Raw genomic sequence first — 19,617 nt, 5'->3', positions numbered from 1 at the left:
TGACTGCGCAGCGCCGCCAACTTCCATCCTGAAGTTCCGGCCCTGCGTTTCTCCCTCCCTCGACTGAGGCATCCTGCTTCGTCCGCGCAGTCATTCTGTCGGACGAAGCTTTTTTTCGTGGCAGCTCCTATTTTGCAAACGCGCGGCCCACGCGGCGCGATGACGCGCCCTGCTTTTGACAAACCATCGATGCAATCTTTTCCCGGTGAGAACACCCGGCTGTGAACGCCGGGCCGGCGCGATCTCTGTTACGGTCGCGCCGTCACGATGCCGCGCGGAATACAATCAATTAAGAACAAAACGGGAGGTATCGAACACATCCGGACAATCGAGATTCACGTTCCTGCCTCCTGCCGGGATCTGCCCGTGCAGGGCCGCGGGCGAAATGTGAACGACACGACGCAACCGGCATTGCGCCGATGGGCGTCGGCACGTTTTGAATTTGGCATGCTTATGAAGAGCGAGGGATGATCATGATCAAGGTGAAGATCAACGGCCAGGAACAGAGCTGGGACGGCGACCCGGATCTCCCGCTACTCTGGTTCCTGCGTGACGAAGCCGGGCTGACCGGCACCAAATACGGCTGCGGTCAGGCCCTGTGTGGCGCCTGCACCGTCATCGTCGACAAGGAGGCCGTGCGCGCCTGCATCACGTCGGTGAAGGACGTCTCCGGACGCGAGGTCACGACGATCGAGGGGCTGCATCCGAACGGCGACCATCCGGTGCAAAAGGCCTGGCGCCAGGTCAACGTGCCGCAATGCGGCTTCTGCCAAGCCGGCCAGATCATGCAGGCCGCGGCACTTCTGATGGACAACCCGAAGCCCTCGCATGACCAGATCCGCGAGGCGATGTCCGGCAACATCTGCCGCTGCGGTTGCTATCAACGCATCGAGAACGCGGTCCATCTCGCATCGACGGGAGTGTGACATGAATTTCATCGACAATCCCCGCAAGCTTCGCGGTTTCGAGAAGCACGTCAGGGTCGAGAAGATCTCGCGCCGCAGCATCCTGAAGGGACTCGGCGTCACGGGCGGCTTCGTGCTCGCCGCCCCCGTGATGTCGCGCCAGGCGCTCGCCTATGAAACCGGTGCCGGCAAGATGCCGCACGGCGTCGTGGTCGATCCCCGCGTGTTCGTTTCGGTCGCCCCCGATGGCATTGTCACCATCATCGGACACCGTTCCGAGATGGGCACCGGCGTGCGCACCAGCCTGCCGCTGATCGTGGCCGAGGAGATGGAAGCCGACTGGTCCAGGGTCAAGGTGCAGCAGGCCCATGGCGACGAGGTCAAGTTCGGCAACCAGGACACCGACGGCTCGCGCAGCACGCGGCATTATCTGATCCCGATGCGCCAGATCGGCGCCGCCGCCCGCACTATGCTGGAGCAGGCCGCGGCCAAGCGCTGGGGCGTGCCGGCGACCGAGGTCAAGGCCGTCAATCACGAGGTCGTCCATAGCGCCAGCGGCCGCAAGCTGGGCTTCGGCGAGCTCGCCGCCGATGCCGCCAAGGAATCGGTGCCTGCAATCGAAGGCCTCAAGCTGAAGGACCCCAAAGACTTCCGCTATCTCACCAAGGGCCAGGTCGGCATCGTCGATCTCCACGACATCACTACCGGCAAGGCGCGTTACGGCGCCGACGTGCGGTTGCCAGGCATGAAATATGCCGTGATCGCGCGCCCACCGGTGACCGGCGGCACGCTCGTCTCGTTCGATCCGGACGCGGCGCTGAAGGTCCCCGGCGTCGAGAAAGTGATGAAGGTTCAGGGCTGGCCGTGGCCGTCAAAGTTCCAACCGCTCGGCGGCGTTGCCGTGATCGCGCGCAACACTGGCGCGGCGATCAAGGGCCGCGATGCGCTGAAGCTGGTCTGGGACGACGGCGCCAACGCCAAGTACGATTCGGTCGCCTATCGCAAGGAGCTCGAGGAAGCCTCGCGCAAGCCGGGCCTCGTCGTGCGCAAGGAGGGCGACGCGGATGCTGCGCTGAAGGGTGCCGACAAGGTGATCGTCGGCGAGTACTACATCCCGCATCTTGCCCATGTCAGCATGGAGCCACCGGTGGCGGTCGCCGACGTCAAGGGCGACAAGGCCGAGATCTGGGCGCCGGTACAGAGCCCGGGCGGCACCCGCGACGACGTCGCCAAGACGCTCGGCATTCCCGAGGGCAACGTCACCGTCAACGTGACGCTGCTCGGCGGCGGTTTCGGCCGCAAGTCGAAATGCGACTTTGCGCTCGAGGCCGCCCTGCTCTCCAAGGAGCTCGGTGCGCCGGTGAAGGTGCAGTGGACGCGGGAGGACGACATCCACAACGGGTTCCTGCACACGGTCTCGGTCGAGCGCATCGAGGCCGGCCTCGACAAGAGCGGCAAGGTGATCGCTTGGCGCCATCGCAGCGTGGCCCCCAGCATCGCCTCGACGTTTGCGGCCGGCACGGTGCACCAGGCGCCGTTCGAGATCGGCATGGGCCTCGCGGACATGCCGTTCGAGATCGCAAACATCTCCTGCGAGAATCCGGAAGCCGCCGCGCATACCCGCATCGGCTGGTTCCGCTCGGTCTCCAACATCCCGCGTGCCTTCGCGGTGCAGTCGATGGTCGGCGAGATCGCGCAGGCGACGGGGCGCGACCAGAAAGACATGCTGCTCGAGCTGATCGGCAGCCCGCGGATCGTCAAGCCGGCGGTGAAGGACCTCTGGAACTATGGCGAGCCCCAGGACAGCTACCCGATCGACACCGCGCGCCTGCGCAAGGTGGTCGAGCTGGTCGCCGAGAAGGGCGAATGGGGTCGAAAGGTGCCGAAGGGCCACGGTCTTGGCATTGCCGTGCACCGCAGCTTCGTCAGCTACATCGCGACCATCGTCGAGGTGGCCGTCGACGACAAGGGCAAGCTGACAGTCCCGCGGGTCGATACCGCCATCGACTGCGGCACCTATGTCAACCCCGAACGCATCGCCTCGCAGATCGAGGGCGCCGCGATCATGGGGCTGAGCCTCGCCAAATACGGCGAGATCAGCTTCAAGGACGGCAAGGTGCAGCAGAAGAATTTTGACGACTTCCAGGTCGTCAGGATCGACGAATCTCCTGTTGTGACCAACGTCTATATCGTGCCGCCCGGTCCCGACACGCCGCCGAGCGGCGTCGGCGAGCCCGGCGTGCCGCCATTCGCGCCGGCGCTGATCAATGCGATCTTCGCCGCGACGGGAAAGCGCATCCGCTCGCTTCCGATCGGCAAGCAATTGGAGGCTTGAGGCGAAACTGAAGCGCGAGACGGAACACCAGGCGTCTCGCGCCGTTTCCATCGATCTGACAGGAGCAGATCGATGACCAACATCTCAAGGGCGCTCGCAGTCTCGCTGTCGAGCGCCTTTCTTTTGACGGCCTCAGGCGCATTCGCCCAAAGCAGCACAACGCCGCCAACCACGGCAACGCGCCCAGGCACGCCGGACCAGACCTCACTGCCAAACGCCAGCGCCCCGCCCGCCTCGACCACACAGACAACTGGGCAGCACAATCCCGATCCGAAGGTTCAGGAAATGAACCAGAAGGAAAAGGACAAGGTCGACCGCCAGGGGAAATAGACCTTCTGGTCCTTCACGCAGTCATGGCCGGGCTTGTCCCGGCCATCCACGATCTTTGCCGCGACCCGAAGAGCGTGGATGCCCGGGACGAGCCCGGGCATGACGAAGAGTCCGCGGGCCGTCCATCACAAAAATGCGGCGGACGTTGCCGTCCGCCGCATTCACCACCCCCCTGCTACTCCGCTGTCTTCGATCCGCCCGCGGAGCTACTTCTTGAGCGCGAACACCCAGATGACGCCGCCTTGCGGCACGTTGGCTTCGATGCCGATGTTGTTGGTCACCAGTGCATCCTGGATGCGCTGCGCGTCCACGCCCCAACCCGACTGGATCGCGATGTACTGCGTGCCGTCGATCTCATAGGACACCGGCATGCCCATGATGCCGGAGTTGGTCTTCTGCTCCCACAGCAGCTCGCCGGTCTTGGCATTGAAGGCGCGGAAGTTGCGATCATTGGTGCCGCCGACGAAGATGAGATCGCCCGCGGTCGCCGTCACCGAGCCGAACAGCTGCGATTTCGGGAAGTTGTGCTGCCACACCTTCTTGCCCGTCGAAGGATCCCAAGCCTGCAGCTCGCCGAAATGATCCGCGCCCGGCTTCACCTTCAGGCCGATGTCCTCCGGCTTGGTGCCGAGCCAGAGCTCGCCCGGCTTGAGCGCGACTTTCTCGCCGGTGAACCCGCCGCAGAAATTCTCGTTGGCGGGCACGTAGACGAGGCCGGTCTTCTGGCTGTAGGCCGCCGACGGCCAGTCCTTGCCGCCCCATAGCGACGGACAGAACTCGACGCGCTTGCCGATCACCGGCTTGTGCGCGGGATCGACGATCGGCTTGCCGCTCTCGGGTTCGATACCCTTCCAGACGTCGGTGGAGACGAACGGCCAGCCGGCGACATAGTTGATCTTGGTCGGCGTGCGCTCGAGCACCCAGAAGATCGCATCGCGGCCCGGATGGACCAGGCTCTTGATGTTCTTGCCGTCGCGCTGCAGGTCGATCAGCATCGGCGCCTCGACCTCATCCCAGTCCCAGGAATCGTTCTGGTGATATTGATGATGGGTCTTGATCTTGCCGGTGTTGGGATCGAGCGCGAGCACCGAGGAGGTGTAGAGATTGTCGCCGGGATGGGTCTCGCCGGGCCATGGCGCGGCGTTGCCGACGCCCCAATAGATCGTCTTGGTCTCCTTGTCGTAATTGCCGGTCATCCAGGCCGAGCCGCCGCCGTTCTTCCAGTCGTCGCCCTGCCAGGTTTCATGGCCCGGTTCGCCTTCGCCGGGAATGGTGAAGGTCCGCCATAGCTCCTTGCCGTCCTTGGCGTCGTAGGCGGCGACATAGCCGCGCACGCCGAACTCGCCGCCGGAGCCGCCGACGATGACCTTGCCGTCGACGATCAACGGCATCAGGGTCATGTACTGGCCCTTCTTGTAGTCCTGCACCTTGGTGTCCCACACCACCTTGCCGGTCTTGGCATCGAGCGCGACGACGTGGTCGTCCGTGGTGGCGAGGAAGAGCTTGTCCTCCCACAGACCGACACCGCGGCTGGTCGGGTGCAGCTGGAACAGATCGTCGGGGAGCTGCCGCTTGTAGCGCCAATATTCGTCGCCGGTCTTGGCATTCAGGGCGATCACCTGCCCCATCGGGGTCGCCACGAACATCACGCCGTTGTTGACGATCGGCGGCGCCTCGTGGCCTTCGACGACGCCGGTGGCAAAAGTCCAGACCGGCGTGAGGTTCTTGACGTTGGAGGTGTTGATCTGCTCGAGCGGGCTGTAACCGTGGCCGTCATAGGTGCGCCGATAGAGCATCCAATTGCTTGGCTCCGGATTCTCCAGCCGCTGCGCGGTGACCGGCGTGTAGCTCTCGATCGGGCCAGCCGCAGCGGCGGTCGAAACAAGGCAGGTGAAGGCGACGAAGCCGGACAGGTAGAATTGCTTCCTGGTCATGGAAGTGTTCATGGACGTTCCCCTTTTTCATCCGTTTGAATTCTTGTGTTGAATTCTTGTCGTTCGTCCCGTCGTCCGCCCGTCGGCGGATACGACCTTTCGTGACGCGGGCGCGGGGCCCGCACCGTCCGTCATCCTGGCTGCGCGCCACCTACCTTTCCGATGAAATTGCCGGCGACGCTGAGCGAGCCGTCAGCGAGCGCGAGCGGCAGCGCCGCGAGCCGTCGCGGCGCCGGTCCGAACACGACCTGTGCGCCCGCACGAGGATCGTATTCGGAGTTGTGACACATGCATTTGAACACCTCCTTGTCGCCGACATCGCTCTTCACCCAGGCGGTGACGGGACAGCCGGCATGGGCGCAGATCGCCGAATAAGCGATGATGCCGTCGACGGCGCGCTCGCGTGTCTTGTCGTCGAGCTCCGCCGGATCGAGCCGGATGATCAGGATCTCGTTGAGCCGGGAGGCGCTGCGCACCACCGATGTCTTGGGGTCCTTCGGCCAGGCATGCACCGGCGGTCCGCCGGCCGGCAGGTCGGCCGCGGTGATCAGTTTTCCTTCCTTGTCGCCTTCGGAGAAGACGAGCACATCGCCCTTCTGCGGCCGCTCGTCCGAGCCAGGCGGATCCTCGCCCTCGCCCGCCCGCGCGGGCGGGGGACAACCGAGGCATGCCGTGGTGGCGAGCGCGCCGAGCAGCACGGTTCGCCGCGTCTGCTCACAGCACGCGTCGGCGTTTGGTTCCGTGGAGTTCTCGGACGATGAGAGGTCGGTCGTGAACGATGCGCGGGACATGCCCACAAGCAGGCGCTGGAACTCTGCCGAAAACAAGGCGGAGAATTGGCGCCGCAGTGCATCAATATGGCTTCACTCGCGTTGATTGAATGAGAATGAACGCATTCAAACGCGTTTTCGCAAAATCAACGTCATGCCGCGCGATCGGCATGATGATTTTGCAGATCAGACCGATGATGTCGGAATTGGTGCAGCGCTCTATCGATCGCGCTGCGCAAAAACGCACCGCGATACGTTTGCACACTCTGCAGGCGTCAGGGCCTCAGCACGTGACGCGGCGCGGCGATCGAGCCGGCGACGGTCGCCGACGCCATCTCGAAACTGTCGGCGATGCGGCGCGCCTTGTCGATGAACAGGCTGGCGGCCGGCGGCGGGCAGACCTCGCGCGCAGTCTGCTCGAACAGATCGAGCCAGCGGTCGAAATGGCCACCCACCAGGCTCAGGGGCAGATGCGCCCGCATCGGCGAGCCGTGATAGCGGCCGCTCATCAGCACGACCGAGGACCAGAAATCTTTGAGCTTGGCGAGATGCTCGTCCCAGTTTTGCACGACGCCGAACACCGGCCCCAGCAGGGTATCTTCGCGCACGCGTCCGTAGAAGCGGGTGACGAGTTCCCCGATCATCTCCTCGGTGATTCCGGTGCGCTCGATCGCATCCTGGGTCAACAGGTTCCGCCGCGCGGCCGCAGCTTCCCGCTCGGCCTTCAGTCGATCCGACATGTCCTACGTTATCCGTTCCGTTGTTCCGCAAGCCGCCCGTTCAACATTGTCGAGCCAATTGCGCGCGTCGTCTTTGTCGCAGCGCAAAGTGCGGAATCCGGCGGCGGACCAGGGCCCGCCGCCGACGCCCTGATCAGGCGCCGTAAGAGTAAAAGCCCTGCCCGGTCTTGCGACCGAGATGGCCGGCATCGACCATCTCCTTCAGCAGCGGCGCTGGCCGATATTTGGGGTCGTTGAAGCCCTTGTAAAAGACCTCCATCACCGAAAGCATGGTGTCGAGCCCGACGAGATCCGCCAGTGCCAGCGGTCCAATCGGATGGTTGCAGCCGAGCTTCATGCCGGCGTCGATCTCTTCCGCCGTCGCGATCCCCTCCTGGAGCGCGAAGATGGCCTCGTTGATCATCGGGCACAGGATGCGGTTGACTGCAAAGCCAGGGCTGTTCTTCGCCGTGATCGCCACCTTGCCGACGCGCTGGGCGAAATCGAGCGCCTTGGCGTGAGTGTCGTCCGAGGTCTGCAGGCCGCGGATCAGCTCCAGCAGCGCCATCACCGGCACCGGGTTGAAGAAGTGCATGCCGATGAAGCGGTCGGGACGGTCGGTCGCGGCAGCGAGCTTGGTGATCGAGATCGACGAGGTATTGGTCGCGACCAGCGTACGCGGCGAGAGCGTTGCGCAGAGATCCTTCAGGATCTTGACCTTGAGCTCCTCGTTCTCGGTCGCGGCCTCGATGACGAGATCGCAATCGGCTAGCTTCGCCCGGTCGGTGGTGCCGGTGATGCGCTTGAGCGTCGCATCACGATCGGCCGCCGACATCTTCTCCTTCTTGACCAGGCGCTCGAGGCTGCCGCCGACGGTCGAAATCCCGCGGTTCACCGCCGCATCGGAAATGTCGACCATCACAACCGAGAGCCCGGCTGCCGCGCAGATCTGCGCGATGCCGTTTCCCATGGTCCCTGCCCCGATGATGCCAACGGTCTGGATCATTGCCTCATATCCTTCATCCTTGCGGCTCGCGCCGGGACGGCACGGCCCATTGTTCCTGCACCAGGGTCTAGCACCGCCACCGGGCGGCTGCGACCTGATCCTGCCCCTTCCTTAAAGCATCCATGGCCGGAATAAAGCCGCCTCGAAGCGCGAAAAGACCTGAATTTGGCGCCTTCGAGGGCAATCCGCGCCGAATTCGGCGCATGGTCCTTGCCCGGCGCAGGGACTGCGGGGAGCGGCCCGGATCGCCTGAGATCTACACCAATCGGATGACGCGGCGACCGCTGACGGTGTGCTGTAACCGGTGCGCCATGGCCAGCGCGAACGCCTCGCGATCGGGTTGTGACATGGACCACATCGGCCTCGTGCCCCAGCTGTTAGCTCTGCGCATATGAACAAACATATTGCACTTCCAATTATCTTCACCGCCCTGCTCGTCGCAACCCAAGGCCTGTCAACTCAAGGCTCGGCAGCCGAGACCAAAGGGGCGGGCTCAACCTTCGTCTCGCCGGTGATGGCGAAATGGACCGACGCCTATAGGGCGAAGACGGGCAACGCCGTCAACTATCAAGCGGTCGGCTCGAGCATCGGCATCGGCTTGGTCAAGAAAGAGGCCGTCGATTTCGGCGCAAGCGACATGCCGCTCGATCCCAACGAGTTGGACAAGCTCGGCTTGATGCAATTCCCGATCGTGATCGGGGGCGTCGTTCCCGTGGTCAATATCGACGGCGTCAAGCCCGGCCAGATCCGCTTCACCGGACAGATGCTCGCGGACATCTATCTCGGCAGGATCAAATCCTGGAACGATCCGGCGATCGGCGCGATCAACCCCGAGATCAGATTGCCGAACGCGCCGATCACGGTGATCCATCGTGTCGACGGCTCCGGCACGACGTTCAACTGGTCGAACTATCTCTCGAAAGTCAGCCCGCAATGGAGATCGCGCGTGGGCGAAGGCACCTCGGTCGAGTGGCCGCTTGGCCTCGGCGGCAAGGGCAATGACGGCGTCGCTTCGCTCGTCAGTCTCATTCCCGGCGCGATCGGCTATCTCGAATACACCTACGCGCTGCAACGGCTGGACCGGATTTCCTTCGGAATCGTGCAGAACAGCGCCGGCAATTTCGTCGTCCCCGACGCCGCGTCCTTTCAGGCCGCGGCCTCCAGCGCGGACTGGAAGGCGGAGAAGGATTTTCACCTCGTGCTCACAAACGCACCCGGCGAAGATGCCTATCCGATCACGGCGACGACCTTCGTGCTGATGCCGAAGGGCCCCAAATATCCGGAGCGTTCCGCCGCCGCCATCGACTTCGTTCGCTGGGCACTCCAGAACGGCAAGTCCCAGGCCGAGACGCTCAACTACGTCCCGCTTCCACCTGCCTTGATCGACCAGATCGAACGTTATTGGCGGGAAAGCATTGGAGCAGCCTCGACGGTTTCGGCTTCGGCCACCGTCAAGCGCTGAGGCCGAATGCGGCCCGGTTAAATCCGGTTTCCAAACCGCTCCATGTGAGTATTCTGTGATCGGCCTGCTGCCGGGAAACCCCTTCCCGGCGGCAGGCGAAGCCACGAGGTGCCAGACCAACGCGACCGCGCCGCTGCCTTGCACCAGGATACTCGCAGGAAATCTTACGTGAAACGCCTTCGCAGTCCCGACCCCGACGCCCCCGAGGCATTGCGGCCGGCGCCGACGTCCAGACCTGGATGAACGACTTCTCGCAATCCATCGCTGCCGCCTTCACGCTCATCGGCGAAGCCGACGCCGAGCTGCTCGGCGTCGTCGCCCTGTCGGTGCGAGTCAGCCTGACCGCAAGCTTCATCGCGCTCGTGATCGGCGCGCCGCTCGGCGCCATGCTCGCGATTACCCGTTTCCGCGGGCGACAGGTCGTCATCGTCCTGACCAACGCGCTCCTCGGCCTTCCGCCGGTCGTGGTCGGACTCGCGCTCTATCTCCTGCTATCGCGGTCCGGCCCGCTTGGGGCAGCCGGACTGCTGTTCACGCCGGCTGCCATGGTGATCGCGCAGACGCTGCTGGCCACCCCGATCGTGGTGGCGCTGGTGCACCGGCCCGCGAGCCTGCTGTGGGCGGAATATGGCGATCTGGCCCGGATCGACGGCCTGTCGGCCTTCCGGAGCATGGCGCTGCTGTTCGCACTCGGCCGAACCTCGCTGCTGACGGCCTTTCTCGCGGCGTTCGGGCGCGCCATCGCCGAAGTCGGCGCCATCATGATCGTCGGCGGCAACATCCGCGGCTTCACGCGCACGATGACGACCGCGATCGCGCTGGAGACCAGCAAGGGCGACCTGCCGCTGGCGCTCGGGCTGGGGCTGATCCTGCTCGCGCTCAGCGTGGCGGTGTCGACAATCGCCTTCCTGCTAGTGGGACGCGTTGGGGAAAAATAGCTGCTCGCCGCCGACCTTGTAGCCGGCGATCGCCTCCTGCCCCCGAGACGAGACGAGCCACTCGATAAAGGCCTGACCGTCCTTGGCCTTCACGTTGGGGTGCTTCTCGGGATTCACCAGCATGACGCCGTATTGGTTGAAGAGCCGCTTGTCACCCTCGGTCAGGATAGCAAGCTCGCCGCGGTTCTTGAAGGACAGCCAGGTGCCGCGGTCCGACAGTAGATAGGCGTTCGACGAGGAGGCCATGTTCAACGCCGGGCCCATGCCCTGGCCGATCTCGCGATACCAATTGTCCTTGCCGGCACTGAGATCGACACCGGCCTCTTTCCACAGCCTCAGCTCGGCTGCGTGCGTGCCGGACTTGTCGCCGCGCGAAATGAACGGTGCCTTCGCCGCTGCGATCTTGCGCAGCGCGTCCGCAACGTCCTTGCCACCGGCGATTTTTGCAGGATCGCTCTTCGGACCGACGATGACGAAATCGTTGTACATGACGTCGAAGCGCTTGACGCCCTGCCCTTCCGACATGAACTTGTCTTCGGCGGGCCTGTCATGGACGAACACCACATCGGCATCGCCGCGCCGCCCGATATCCAGCGCCTGGCCGGTGCCGACGGCGACGACCTTCACGCCAATGCCTTCGGCCTTGGTGAACAGCGGCAGCAGATGGCCGAACAGGCCCGATTGTTCCGTCGAGGTGGTCGAGGCGACCGTGATGGTGCGATCCTGCGCGAATGCGATGGTAGACCAGAGCAGAAGCGCTCCGACGGCGGCAATCTTCCTCATGCGTCGTTCCCTGACCAACAATGACGGTCCTGCATAGCCCCTGCCGATGACAACGGGAACCCCGACGTTAGGCCGCATAGAGTTGAACGGACGGCTGCAACGCGACAGGAACGTCGCTGACGCAGGCGGATTGTCTGGGCATGTAAAGTCAAGGAGAATCCCATGAAGAAGCTCATCTTGGCATCCGCATGCATCATGGCGCTGGCGACCGGTGGCGCCGTCGCGCAGACACAACCCGCTCCAGGCGCCTCCGGCCAGGGCGACGTCGGCCCGTCATCGCGAGGTCCCGCTACCAAAGGCATGACGACCGGACGTTCGTCGAACATGCAGAACGAAGCCGCCGACAGCAAGGGTGCGCAGCAACCCTCGGCCGGCGGCACCAACACCAACAACACCAACACCAACAATATGGGCAGCCAGGCTGGCGGCGGTGCCGGCTCCGGCAAATAGTCGAAAAGTTCGCGGATACCGGGAGGGGACGTCGTCCCCTCCACGGTCCGACAGGGGTCGATCAACGACCGGGACAATATCTCATCACGCGGCGGACGCCCTGTGACTCCGGCTCCTTCATCCAATCGATCTTCCACGCCAGCCAGAGCTTGTCGTCGTCGATGACATAGGCGAACGTCGATGTCGAAAAGCCCCGGGGATTGCGAACCGTGACCTCGCCGCAGACCACCTCGATCGCGCGGCCCTCGGGATCGGATGCAGGACTGGTCCAGGAGATGTGGATCTCCGGATTGGGCGGAATGAGGTGAGCGGCGATTTTAGGCGTGAGATCGTCGGCAAACGCCGGCACGCCCATGGATGCGGCGAAGGCCGCAGCAAGACAAATCTTGTGGATCACTTCCCTCTCCTACCGCTTCGGAAGGAGCGTGCCTGCTTCGGCGCGGCTGTACTGTGGTCGCGGTCACGCTGGTTCGGCCAAACCGTGGCCTCTACGACGATGACCGCGTCGCCGTGATGGCTGACACGTCGCACGCGCCGAATGCGCGGATGTTCTGCAATTGGTCTCACCTAGATTGACAGGGGTGTGACGGCCGGGGCAGTTTTTCACATTGCTGGCGAATCAGCGATTGCCTCACGTCGAGGACTTCTTGGACAACTCCTAGTGCTTTCGAGACTGATATCGTTGCTGCGCCGCATCCCCGCGGTGAAATGGGCATTCACCCGGCTTCGGCCTGTGCCGGATGGCGGCAGCATCGACGTCACGCCGGTCACCGCTGACGTCTCGCCCATCATCGCTGAAGCCGCTGTCGCCGAAGTCGTTGTCGCGGAAGCCGCTTCGACTCAAGTTGCCGACATCGGCACGACTTCGCGGCGCGACGAAGCCGAAAGCGAAGCTCGTTCGACCCAGGATGATTCCGCGATCTCCGTCATCTCGGAGAGCCCGCCGGCAGCACCAACCGACGCGGTCGTCGGCGACGATGTCTCCCGGGATACGCCGCCCCACATCGCGCCGGTCGTCGAGGAGGAGGCTTCGGCCGTCGAGATCGAAACCGCGTCCGAGCCCGCCATCAGCAGCGGCCCGGTTGCGGAGGCCTCGACAGAGGTTGAGCCCTTCGATGCAATGCGGGTCGCGATCGACGAACCGGTCGACGCCGCCGAAGTCGTCATTGACAACGATCCATTCCCGATCGAGGCCAAGGCCATTGTCACGGTGGAGACATCGCCGTCGGCCGTCGATGTCGAGCCTGATCCGCTTGGGGCCAATGCCCTCATCGTAGACGACGATCGGCCTCCCGGCGTCGCTGTTGATGTTGAGCCGATCCTCGATGCGCCGTGCGTCACCTCTGGCGATGCCGAACTTCTGGTCGAGCCTGCCTCCGAGACTCATTTCGCCGGCGATTCCTTGCCGGACGATGCGGTGGCCATCGAGCCGGCAGCTGCGGATATTGCGGCGCCCGTAGCGGCGGTGGTCGCGGAGCAAAATTCCACTGATGCGGCCAGCGTCATCACCCACATCGGTCCGGCGCTCGTGTCGCCTGCTCCGGAAATCCGCAGCCCGCCGAAAGTTCGCGCCAGACCCACGGAACCTGCCGATCGCACCGCGCTGATCCGGCAGCGCTGGACGGAAAGCGGGATCAGGATGTGGAATCCTCGGCTGCACGGCACCGGCGAAGCCACGCTGAACATCCAGGGCAGCATCGGCCTGCTGCCGCCCGCGCCCGGCGAGACGATGCCGCGCTACGACAAGCTGGAATTCAAGATGCTCGGCGGACAGATCGTCTGTGAGGGCGTCATCGTCGAGGCCCCCGCGCAGGCGAGCCATCGCAGTTTCACGCGGCTCGCCGAGCCCTCGAAAGTCGAGCGGTCCCGCGAGCCGGCGCTGGAACGCCAGGCCGCACTCGCCTGATCCTTTCTTCCGCGATCGCTGTCCTGATGTGCTAGGCTGATATCCCGACAAGGGAGATCGCATATGCGCGCAAGCTCGTTGCTGCTGGTCGTGATCACCGCCCTCTATGTCTCGCAAGCCGCCGTTGCGGCGCCCGGCAAGCGGTCGCGCCAACCGCACGCGACAGGCTCCGCCACCGATCCGGCCGCACCCTACAAGGCCGACCGGCTGTCCTCCTCGCGCGGCGAGACGGTCCTCAACACGCCCGGTCAGACCACCGTGCTGACGCGAGACGTACTCGACGACAAGAACGCGACGAGCCTCGGGGACGCCATGCGCTCGACCGCCGGCGTGACGATCGGGCGCTAGGCGCTCCGGCTTCCAGCCGCCGCGCCGCCGTTGTCGAACGGCGCACCGAATCCGTTCGTCGAACCGGCTGAGCGTGCGAGCTATGCGCCCGGCCTGTCGGAGCATTTTCGACGAGCAGCTCTCACATCGGCGGTGCGGCAATACGTTGCGCTCTCTCACATGGTTAGCAGAACGTAGCTGCACCTATTACGGCCGTTTGCAACCAAACCGCGGGCTTCTTCCGCGGCTTATGCTTAACGTGGCCTCACTGGAGCACCAGGCCGGAGCATCTGTGGCCGCGCGCAACCCGCGACGAGGGGATCGATCTAACGCGCCCTTTACCCCCGCCGTGCAAGATCGCTTGCGTTTTTGAAGATATCCAGGGCTCGTATTGCAATGCCTGTCGCCAGATTCAAGTCTCATCTCGCCGCCGTCGTGGATCTGTTCCGGGTCCCGGTCGACAATCCTGAGCTCACGCGCGCGCAGTTCGAAGCCTTCTCCAAGCAGATCCCGCTGCTCTACTTCATCCTGATCACCAACACGATCGCTGTCGCCTATACCTATGTTCCGCTGGCGCCCGCCTCGCTCAGCATGATCGTGCCGGGCGCACTGATCGCAGTGGCGGGCTATCGGACCTTCTGGTGGCTGCGGCAGCGCCACGTCGTACGCAACGACGCCGACATCCTGCGCAGTCTGCGTCTCACCAACTGGATCGCGGCACCGATCGCAGCGGGCTTCACCGCCTGGTCGTTTGCGCTCTATCCCTACGGCGATCCCTTTGCCAAGAGCCAGGTTGCCTTCTACATGGCGGTGACCGTGATCGGCTGCATCTTCTCGCTGATGCATCTGCGTTCGTCCGCACTGATCGTGACCCTGGTCGTCGACGTACCCTATGTGGTGTTCTACTTCGCCACGGGCGAGCCGACGCTAGAGGCGATGGCCGTCAACAATTTGCTGGTCACCGGCGCGATGGTGACGGTGCTGACCATCTACTATCGCGACTTCGCCGACCTCGTCGCCAGCCGCAAGTCGCTGCTCGCACAGCAGGCCGCGACGCAGGCGCTCTCGGACGAGAACTTCCGCCTTGCCAATCTGGATTCCCTCACCGAGCTGCCGAACCGCCGCCGCTTCTTCGCCGAGCTGTCGAGCGCCTTTGCCGACGCCGAGCGCCGGCACGTCCGGGTCGCGGTCGGGATCATCGACCTCGACGGCTTCAAGCCGATCAACGACAATTACGGCCACTCGGTGGGCGACCGCGTCCTGATCGAAGCGGGCCGGCGCATTCGCGAGGTTTGCGAGGGCTTTGGCCCGCAGCGTGTGGAGTTGGCCCGGCTCGGCGGCGACGAATTCGGTCTCGTCGTGTGCGGCGACCCCGAGGATTCGGACCTGATGCGGCTCGGCGAGCGCATCGGCGATCAGGTCAGGCTGCCCTACCAGCTCGACACCGCCCATACCGGGCTGTCCTGCTCGATCGGCTTCGCATTATTCCCGTACTCCGCGACGACGTCGGAGGCGCTCTACGAATGCGCCGACTACTCGCTCTATCATGCCAAGCGCCATCTGCGCGGCCGCACCGTGATCTTCTCGAGCGAGCTCGAGGCCGAGATCCGCAGCCGCGGCGTCATCGAGAATTTGCTGCGCACGGCCGATTTCAGCACCGAGATGGACCTGGTGTTCCAGCCGATCGTCGATGCCATGAGCGAGCACACCGCGGGCTTCGAGGTCCTGGCACGCTGGCACAGCTCCCGCCTTGGCCTGGTCTCGCCGGCCGACTTCATTCCGGCGGCCGAGCGCATCGGCCTGATCCGTCCCCTCACGCAGGCGCTGCTGAGGCGCGCGCTCGCGACGGCCAGAACCTGGCCCGATCACATCCGTCTGTCGTTCAACCTGTCCGCCCACGACGTCTGTGCCGCCGAGGGCATCCTGCCGCTGATCTCGATCATCGAGAAGAGCGGCCTGTCTCCGCACCGGATCGATTTCGAGATCACCGAGACCGCAGTTACTTTCGACTTCATCCGCGCACAGCAGTCGATCGCGACGCTGAAGGCGATGGGATGCGGCGTTTCGCTCGACGATTTCGGCACCGGCTATTCCTCGCTGAGCCACGTGCACCGGCTGCCGCTGGACAAGATCAAGGTCGACCGCAGCTTCGTTTCCGACATCAACGACAATCCCGTGAGCTACAAGATCATCAAATCGCTCACGGGCCTGTGCGACGACATGGAGATCGCCTGCGTCGTCGAGGGCGTCGAGACACGTGCCCAGCTCGACACATTGCGCCGCCTCGGGTGCGACTTCATCCAGGGCTATTATTTCGCAAAGCCCATGCCGGGGGACGCGATTGGCGATTATCTGGCGAAGGAAGAACTTCGCCTCGCCGGCGCCGCGGCCAAAGTCGTGGCCTGACGTCAGACCGCGCAGTAGCGCTCCTGGATGTCCTTGTCTGCGAGCAGCGCCGCCGCGCTGCTTTGATGGACGACCTCACCCTGGTCGATGATGACGGCGCGGTCGGCCAGCCGCAGCGCCCATTCCACGTTCTGCTCCACCAGCAGCAGGGTCTTGCCCTCGTCGCGCAGGCGGCGGAACAGCACGCCCATCTCCTCGACGAGCACCGGCATGATGCCCTCGGAGGGCTCATCCAACAGGATCATCTTCGGCCTGGCGATCAGCGCGCGCGCGATCGCCAGCATCTGCTGCTCGCCGCCGGAGAGCGTCACGCCTTCCTGGTCGAGGCGTTCCTTCAGGCGCGGAAAGGTCTCGGCAATCTCGTCGATCGCCGTGCGTTCCTCGATGCCGCTGCCGGCCGCGACCAGGCCGAGCCGCAGGTTCTCGCGCACGGACAAGCCGGGGACGATGCGGCGCTCCTCGGGCACATAGGCAAGGCCCAGGTGGAAGCGCTGATGGGCGCGTAGTGGCAGCAGCTCCCTGCCAGCAAAGTGCACGCGGCCCGTCGCTTTCGGCATCAGGCCCATCATCGCCCGCAGGGTCGTGGTCTTGCCGGCGCCGTTGCGGCCGACGAGGGCGACCACCTCGCCCTCCTTCACGTGCAGCGAGATGCCGTGCAGGATATGGCTTGCGCCGTACCAGGCGTGGAGGTTCTCGATCTCGAGCAATGCGGTCTCAGCCATAGCCTTCACTCTGTCCGAGATAGACCCGGCGGACTTCCGGATTGCTCCTGATCTCGTCGGGCGCGCCGTCCGCGAGCAGGCGGCCGTGATGCAGCACCACGACGCGCTTGGACAGGCCCAGCACCATCTTCATCTTGTGCTCCACCAGGAGCACGGTGCGCTTGTCGGCGAGCCGCTCGAGCAGCGCGACCATGTCCTTAGTCTCTTCCGGTCCCATGCCGGCGGTCGGCTCGTCGAGCAGCAACAATTCCGGCTCGGAGACCAGCGCGATCGCGATCTCGAGCGCGCGCTGCTGGCCGTGCGACAGGAACTTTGCGAGTTCGTTCCGCTTGCCGAGAAGGCCCACCGCGTCGAGTGCCGCGTCGGCTCGCGCCTGCAGTTCGGTCAGCCGGGCGCGATTCCGCCAGATGTCGTAGCTCACGGTGAGGGCCTGGACTGCCACGCGCACGTTCTCATGCACGGACAAATCGGGGAAGATGTTCGTGATCTGGTAGGAGCGCGAGATGCCCTGATGCACGAAGCGGTGCTGCGGCAAGCCGTTGAGCTTGCGTCCCCTGAAATGCAGCTTGCCGGAGCTCGGCGTCAGCGCGCCCGAGAGGATGTTGAAGAACGTGCTCTTGCCGGCGCCGTTCGGCCCGATGATCGAGGTGAGCTGGCCGGCCGCGAACGACACGCTGATGCCTTCGAGCGCGACGAAGCCGCCGAAGCGCTTGCCGATCCCTTCGGCGCGAAGCAGCTCGCCGCTCATGGCCGCGCCTTTCCGACGCCGATGGCATCCAACAGCGTGCCCCAGATGCCCTTGGGCAGGAACAGCACGAACAGCACGAAGATCGCGCCGACGAAGATCTGCCAATGCGGCGTCCACAGCGAGATGACATCCTCCAGGATCAGGAAGCTCGCCGCGCCGACAAAGGGCCCGAAGAAGCTGCGGGCGCCGCCGAGCAGCACCATCATCACGATCATGCCCGAGGTCTGGTAGTGCAGAATGTCGAGCGGCACGATCGACAGATGCAGCGCCAGCATGCAGCCGCCGAGGGAAGAGATCGCGCCCGACAGCATGAACACGACCAGCTTGCTGCGCTCGACATCGTATCCGCAGGCCCGCGCGCGCTGCTCGTTCTCGCGGATGGCCTCGATGACCGCCCCGAACGGCGAGTTGAGAATGCGCGACTGGAACCACATCGCCAAGCCCGCGAAGGCCATCAGCACGTAGTATTTGTTGACGGGGTCGAGGAAATTGACCTGGAGGCCGAACAGGCTGATGCGGTCGACGGTGAAACCGCGCAGGCCGTTCTCGCCGCCGGTGAAGGACGACGCCTGGAGCGCGACGTAGTAGACCAGTTGCGCCAGAGCGAGCGTCACCATCGAGAAGTAGATGCCGCGGGTGCGCGTCGAAACAATGCCGATCACAGCCGCAAGACAGGTACTGAGCAGCACGGCAATCGCGACCGCGGCAAACCACGGCACACCGTAGCGGCCGATTGCAATGCCGGTGAAGTAGGCGCCGGCACCGAAGAACGCCGCCTGGCCGAACGACAACAGCCCGGTGTAGCCGAACAGCAGATTGTAGCCCATCACCACGACGCCGTAGATCAGGACGTTGACCGCCAGCGCCTTGGACGGCAGCAGCCAGGGCAAGATGGCCAGCACCGCGATGGAGAGCAGCACGCGGTGGTCGAGAAGCCGCCCGAGCCCGCCCGGCGCAGGCTTGGCGAGAAGCTCGCCGCTGGATGGTCCGCTCATGCCGTCCTCCCCCTGACGCCGAACAGGCCTTGCGGGCGGATCAAAAGCACCACCGCCATCAGCGCGAACATCACGATGGTCGCCATTTCAGGAGCGAACAGCGCCACCAGGCTGATGGAGATGCCGACCATCAGACCGGCCACCACCGCGCCCACGATCGAGCCGAGACCGCCGATCACGGTGACGACAAAAGCTTCGGCCAGCACCAGCGAGCCCATCTCCGGATTGACGCTGCGCATGGGACCTGCCAGCACGCCACCGAGCGCGGCGAGCCCGACGCCGAGGCCGAAGATCGCAAGCCACACCCGGCCGATATCGACACCCAGCACCTGCATGATGACGGGATCGCGCGCACCGGCACGCACGATCAGGCCAACGCGGGTCTTCTCCAGTGCCAGCCAGAGCGCCAGCAGCACCACGGCGACCAGCACGATGACGAACAGGCGGTAGCGCGGGAAGAAGCCGATGCCGAGATCAAGCACGCCGATCAGTTGCGGCGGGGTTGGAAACGGAATGCCGTCGCTGCCGAACACGATGCGCACGCCCTCGACCAGGACGTAGCTGAGGCCGAAGGTGAGCAACAGCGGATCATCGATCGAACGGCCATAGAGCCGGCGGATCAGGACGAACTCGATCAGCATGCCGAAGGCGCCGATCAGAATAGGCGCCAGCAGGAGCCCCCACCAGAAGCTGCCGGTGAGCGAGGCCAGATACAGCCCCGCATAGGCCCCGATCATGAACAGCGCGCCATGAGCGAAATTCACGACCCCGAGCATGCCGAACACGATCGTCAGTCCAAGCGCAGTGATCACCAGGACCGCCCCAAGGGCGATCCCGGAGAGAAGCTGCATGATGATCAGCGACAGGTCCATCGGCCAGGC

Annotated in this window: 19 protein-coding genes; 9 read left to right on the top strand and 10 right to left on the bottom strand. The window is 64.5% G+C overall.

Annotation, left to right across the window (positions count from 1 at the left end):
• Positions 1 to 473 precede the first annotated feature (473 nt).
• The 3 genes from SE92_RS32710 (at position 474) to SE92_RS35395 (ending at position 3,570) form a co-directional block, all read left to right on the top strand.
• The gene (locus tag SE92_RS32710) at positions 474 to 926 is read left to right on the top strand and encodes a (2Fe-2S)-binding protein (RefSeq protein ID WP_063203882.1); all 453 of its coding nucleotides are present in this window, start codon (positions 474 to 476) and stop codon (positions 924 to 926) included.
• Position 927: 1 nt separating this feature from the next.
• Positions 928 to 3,240, top strand: coding sequence for a xanthine dehydrogenase family protein molybdopterin-binding subunit (locus tag SE92_RS32705; protein WP_063202711.1), 2,313 nt, complete (start codon positions 928 to 930; stop codon positions 3,238 to 3,240).
• Positions 3,241 to 3,312: 72 nt separating this feature from the next.
• Complete coding sequence (locus SE92_RS35395; RefSeq protein ID WP_084251931.1) at positions 3,313 to 3,570, top strand: hypothetical protein; 258 nt, start codon at positions 3,313 to 3,315, stop codon at positions 3,568 to 3,570.
• A gap of 206 nt (positions 3,571 to 3,776) precedes the next feature.
• Here SE92_RS35395 and SE92_RS32700 read toward each other — a convergent pair whose 3' ends face one another.
• The 4 genes from SE92_RS32700 to SE92_RS32685 form a co-directional block, all read right to left on the bottom strand.
• Positions 3,777 to 5,504, bottom strand: a complete 1,728-nt coding sequence (locus tag SE92_RS32700; RefSeq protein WP_157095996.1) for a methanol/ethanol family PQQ-dependent dehydrogenase — start codon at positions 5,502 to 5,504, stop codon at positions 3,777 to 3,779.
• A gap of 131 nt (positions 5,505 to 5,635) precedes the next feature.
• Positions 5,636 to 6,295, bottom strand: coding sequence for a QcrA and Rieske domain-containing protein (locus SE92_RS32695; protein WP_063202709.1), 660 nt, complete (start codon positions 6,293 to 6,295; stop codon positions 5,636 to 5,638).
• Between the two features lie 254 nt (positions 6,296 to 6,549).
• A complete protein-coding gene (locus SE92_RS32690; protein WP_063202708.1) occupies positions 6,550 to 7,014 on the bottom strand; it encodes a group III truncated hemoglobin in 465 nt (154 codons plus the stop codon).
• A gap of 133 nt (positions 7,015 to 7,147) precedes the next feature.
• On the bottom strand, positions 7,148 to 7,999 hold the full coding sequence (locus tag SE92_RS32685) for a 3-hydroxybutyryl-CoA dehydrogenase (protein WP_063202707.1): 852 nt from the start codon (positions 7,997 to 7,999) through the stop codon (positions 7,148 to 7,150).
• Positions 8,000 to 8,390: 391 nt separating this feature from the next.
• Between SE92_RS32685 and pstS the strand changes: the two genes are divergently transcribed.
• The gene (gene pstS / locus SE92_RS32680; protein ID WP_063202706.1) at positions 8,391 to 9,461 is read left to right on the top strand and encodes a phosphate ABC transporter substrate-binding protein PstS; all 1,071 of its coding nucleotides are present in this window, start codon (positions 8,391 to 8,393) and stop codon (positions 9,459 to 9,461) included.
• A gap of 239 nt (positions 9,462 to 9,700) precedes the next feature.
• Positions 9,701 to 10,399, top strand: a complete 699-nt coding sequence (locus tag SE92_RS32675; protein WP_063202705.1) for an ABC transporter permease — start codon at positions 9,701 to 9,703, stop codon at positions 10,397 to 10,399.
• Here the strand turns inward: SE92_RS32675 and SE92_RS32670 are convergent.
• Positions 10,373 to 11,182 carry an ABC transporter substrate-binding protein gene (locus tag SE92_RS32670; RefSeq protein ID WP_063202704.1) on the bottom strand — a complete coding sequence of 270 codons (810 nt, stop codon included), beginning with the start codon at positions 11,180 to 11,182 and terminating at the stop codon, positions 10,373 to 10,375. The two genes, SE92_RS32675 and SE92_RS32670, sit on opposite strands and share 27 nt — an antisense overlap.
• A 162-nt stretch (positions 11,183 to 11,344) precedes the next feature.
• Between SE92_RS32670 and SE92_RS32665 the strand changes: the two genes are divergently transcribed.
• The gene (locus SE92_RS32665; RefSeq protein ID WP_063202702.1) at positions 11,345 to 11,632 is read left to right on the top strand and encodes a hypothetical protein; all 288 of its coding nucleotides are present in this window, start codon (positions 11,345 to 11,347) and stop codon (positions 11,630 to 11,632) included.
• 61 nt (positions 11,633 to 11,693) lie between these two features.
• Here SE92_RS32665 and SE92_RS32660 read toward each other — a convergent pair whose 3' ends face one another.
• Complete coding sequence (locus SE92_RS32660; protein ID WP_157095781.1) at positions 11,694 to 12,029, bottom strand: hypothetical protein; 336 nt, start codon at positions 12,027 to 12,029, stop codon at positions 11,694 to 11,696.
• Positions 12,030 to 12,215: 186 nt separating this feature from the next.
• Between SE92_RS32660 and SE92_RS32655 the strand changes: the two genes are divergently transcribed.
• From SE92_RS32655 to SE92_RS32645, 3 genes are all read left to right on the top strand, one after another.
• Complete coding sequence (locus SE92_RS32655) at positions 12,216 to 13,538, top strand: hypothetical protein (protein WP_349510044.1); 1,323 nt, start codon at positions 12,216 to 12,218, stop codon at positions 13,536 to 13,538.
• 63 nt (positions 13,539 to 13,601) lie between these two features.
• Positions 13,602 to 13,886, top strand: a complete 285-nt coding sequence (locus SE92_RS32650; protein ID WP_063202697.1) for a TonB-dependent receptor plug domain-containing protein — start codon at positions 13,602 to 13,604, stop codon at positions 13,884 to 13,886.
• A 375-nt stretch (positions 13,887 to 14,261) separates the two neighbouring features.
• Complete coding sequence (locus tag SE92_RS32645) at positions 14,262 to 16,271, top strand: putative bifunctional diguanylate cyclase/phosphodiesterase (protein WP_063202695.1); 2,010 nt, start codon at positions 14,262 to 14,264, stop codon at positions 16,269 to 16,271.
• A 2-nt stretch (positions 16,272 to 16,273) separates the two neighbouring features.
• Here the strand turns inward: SE92_RS32645 and SE92_RS32640 are convergent, their stop codons facing one another.
• From SE92_RS32640 to SE92_RS32625, 4 genes are read right to left on the bottom strand one after another with little or no spacing between them, the layout of a single operon-like run.
• On the bottom strand, positions 16,274 to 16,993 hold the full coding sequence (locus tag SE92_RS32640) for an ABC transporter ATP-binding protein (protein ID WP_063202693.1): 720 nt from the start codon (positions 16,991 to 16,993) through the stop codon (positions 16,274 to 16,276).
• On the bottom strand, positions 16,986 to 17,741 hold the full coding sequence (locus SE92_RS32635) for an ABC transporter ATP-binding protein (protein WP_063202691.1): 756 nt from the start codon (positions 17,739 to 17,741) through the stop codon (positions 16,986 to 16,988). Before SE92_RS32635 ends, SE92_RS32640 begins: the two co-directional genes overlap by 8 nt.
• Positions 17,738 to 18,736, bottom strand: coding sequence for a branched-chain amino acid ABC transporter permease (locus SE92_RS32630; protein ID WP_063202690.1), 999 nt, complete (start codon positions 18,734 to 18,736; stop codon positions 17,738 to 17,740). The genes SE92_RS32635 and SE92_RS32630 overlap by 4 nt, the downstream gene beginning before the upstream one ends.
• Positions 18,733 to 19,608, bottom strand: coding sequence for a branched-chain amino acid ABC transporter permease (locus tag SE92_RS32625; protein ID WP_063202688.1), 876 nt, complete (start codon positions 19,606 to 19,608; stop codon positions 18,733 to 18,735). Before SE92_RS32625 ends, SE92_RS32630 begins: the two co-directional genes overlap by 4 nt.
• Between the last annotated feature and the right edge of the window lie 9 nt (positions 19,609 to 19,617).

It is taken from the genome of Bradyrhizobium sp. AT1, from assembly GCF_001590795.1.
In the GTDB taxonomy this organism is placed as follows: Bacteria; Pseudomonadota; Alphaproteobacteria; order Rhizobiales; family Xanthobacteraceae; genus Bradyrhizobium.
Note: the sequence above shows the minus strand (reverse complement) of the source record. Positions and strands in the feature narration are given on the sequence as shown.

Bases quoted from the DNA above. Each gene is read 5' to 3' on its own strand.
- SE92_RS32710 (WP_063203882.1), top strand. From the start codon at position 474: ATGATCAAGGTGAAGATCAACGGCCAGGAACAGAGCTGGGACGGCGAC.
- SE92_RS32705 (WP_063202711.1), top strand. From the start codon at position 928: ATGAATTTCATCGACAATCCCCGCAAGCTTCGCGGTTTCGAGAAGCAC.
- SE92_RS35395 (WP_084251931.1), top strand. From the start codon at position 3,313: ATGACCAACATCTCAAGGGCGCTCGCAGTCTCGCTGTCGAGCGCCTTT.
- SE92_RS32700 (WP_157095996.1), bottom strand. From the start codon at position 5,504: ATGACCAGGAAGCAATTCTACCTGTCCGGCTTCGTCGCCTTCACCTGC.
- SE92_RS32695 (WP_063202709.1), bottom strand. From the start codon at position 6,295: ATGTCCCGCGCATCGTTCACGACCGACCTCTCATCGTCCGAGAACTCC.
- SE92_RS32690 (WP_063202708.1), bottom strand. From the start codon at position 7,014: ATGTCGGATCGACTGAAGGCCGAGCGGGAAGCTGCGGCCGCGCGGCGG.
- SE92_RS32685 (WP_063202707.1), bottom strand. From the start codon at position 7,999: ATGATCCAGACCGTTGGCATCATCGGGGCAGGGACCATGGGAAACGGC.
- pstS (WP_063202706.1), top strand. From the start codon at position 8,391: ATGAACAAACATATTGCACTTCCAATTATCTTCACCGCCCTGCTCGTC.
- SE92_RS32675 (WP_063202705.1), top strand. From the start codon at position 9,701: ATGAACGACTTCTCGCAATCCATCGCTGCCGCCTTCACGCTCATCGGC.
- SE92_RS32670 (WP_063202704.1), bottom strand. From the start codon at position 11,182: ATGAGGAAGATTGCCGCCGTCGGAGCGCTTCTGCTCTGGTCTACCATC.
- SE92_RS32665 (WP_063202702.1), top strand. From the start codon at position 11,345: ATGAAGAAGCTCATCTTGGCATCCGCATGCATCATGGCGCTGGCGACC.
- SE92_RS32650 (WP_063202697.1), top strand. From the start codon at position 13,602: ATGCGCGCAAGCTCGTTGCTGCTGGTCGTGATCACCGCCCTCTATGTC.
- SE92_RS32645 (WP_063202695.1), top strand. From the start codon at position 14,262: ATGCCTGTCGCCAGATTCAAGTCTCATCTCGCCGCCGTCGTGGATCTG.
- SE92_RS32640 (WP_063202693.1), bottom strand. From the start codon at position 16,993: ATGGCTGAGACCGCATTGCTCGAGATCGAGAACCTCCACGCCTGGTAC.
- SE92_RS32635 (WP_063202691.1), bottom strand. From the start codon at position 17,741: ATGAGCGGCGAGCTGCTTCGCGCCGAAGGGATCGGCAAGCGCTTCGGC.
- SE92_RS32630 (WP_063202690.1), bottom strand. From the start codon at position 18,736: ATGAGCGGACCATCCAGCGGCGAGCTTCTCGCCAAGCCTGCGCCGGGC.
- SE92_RS32625 (WP_063202688.1), bottom strand. From the start codon at position 19,608: ATGGACCTGTCGCTGATCATCATGCAGCTTCTCTCCGGGATCGCCCTT.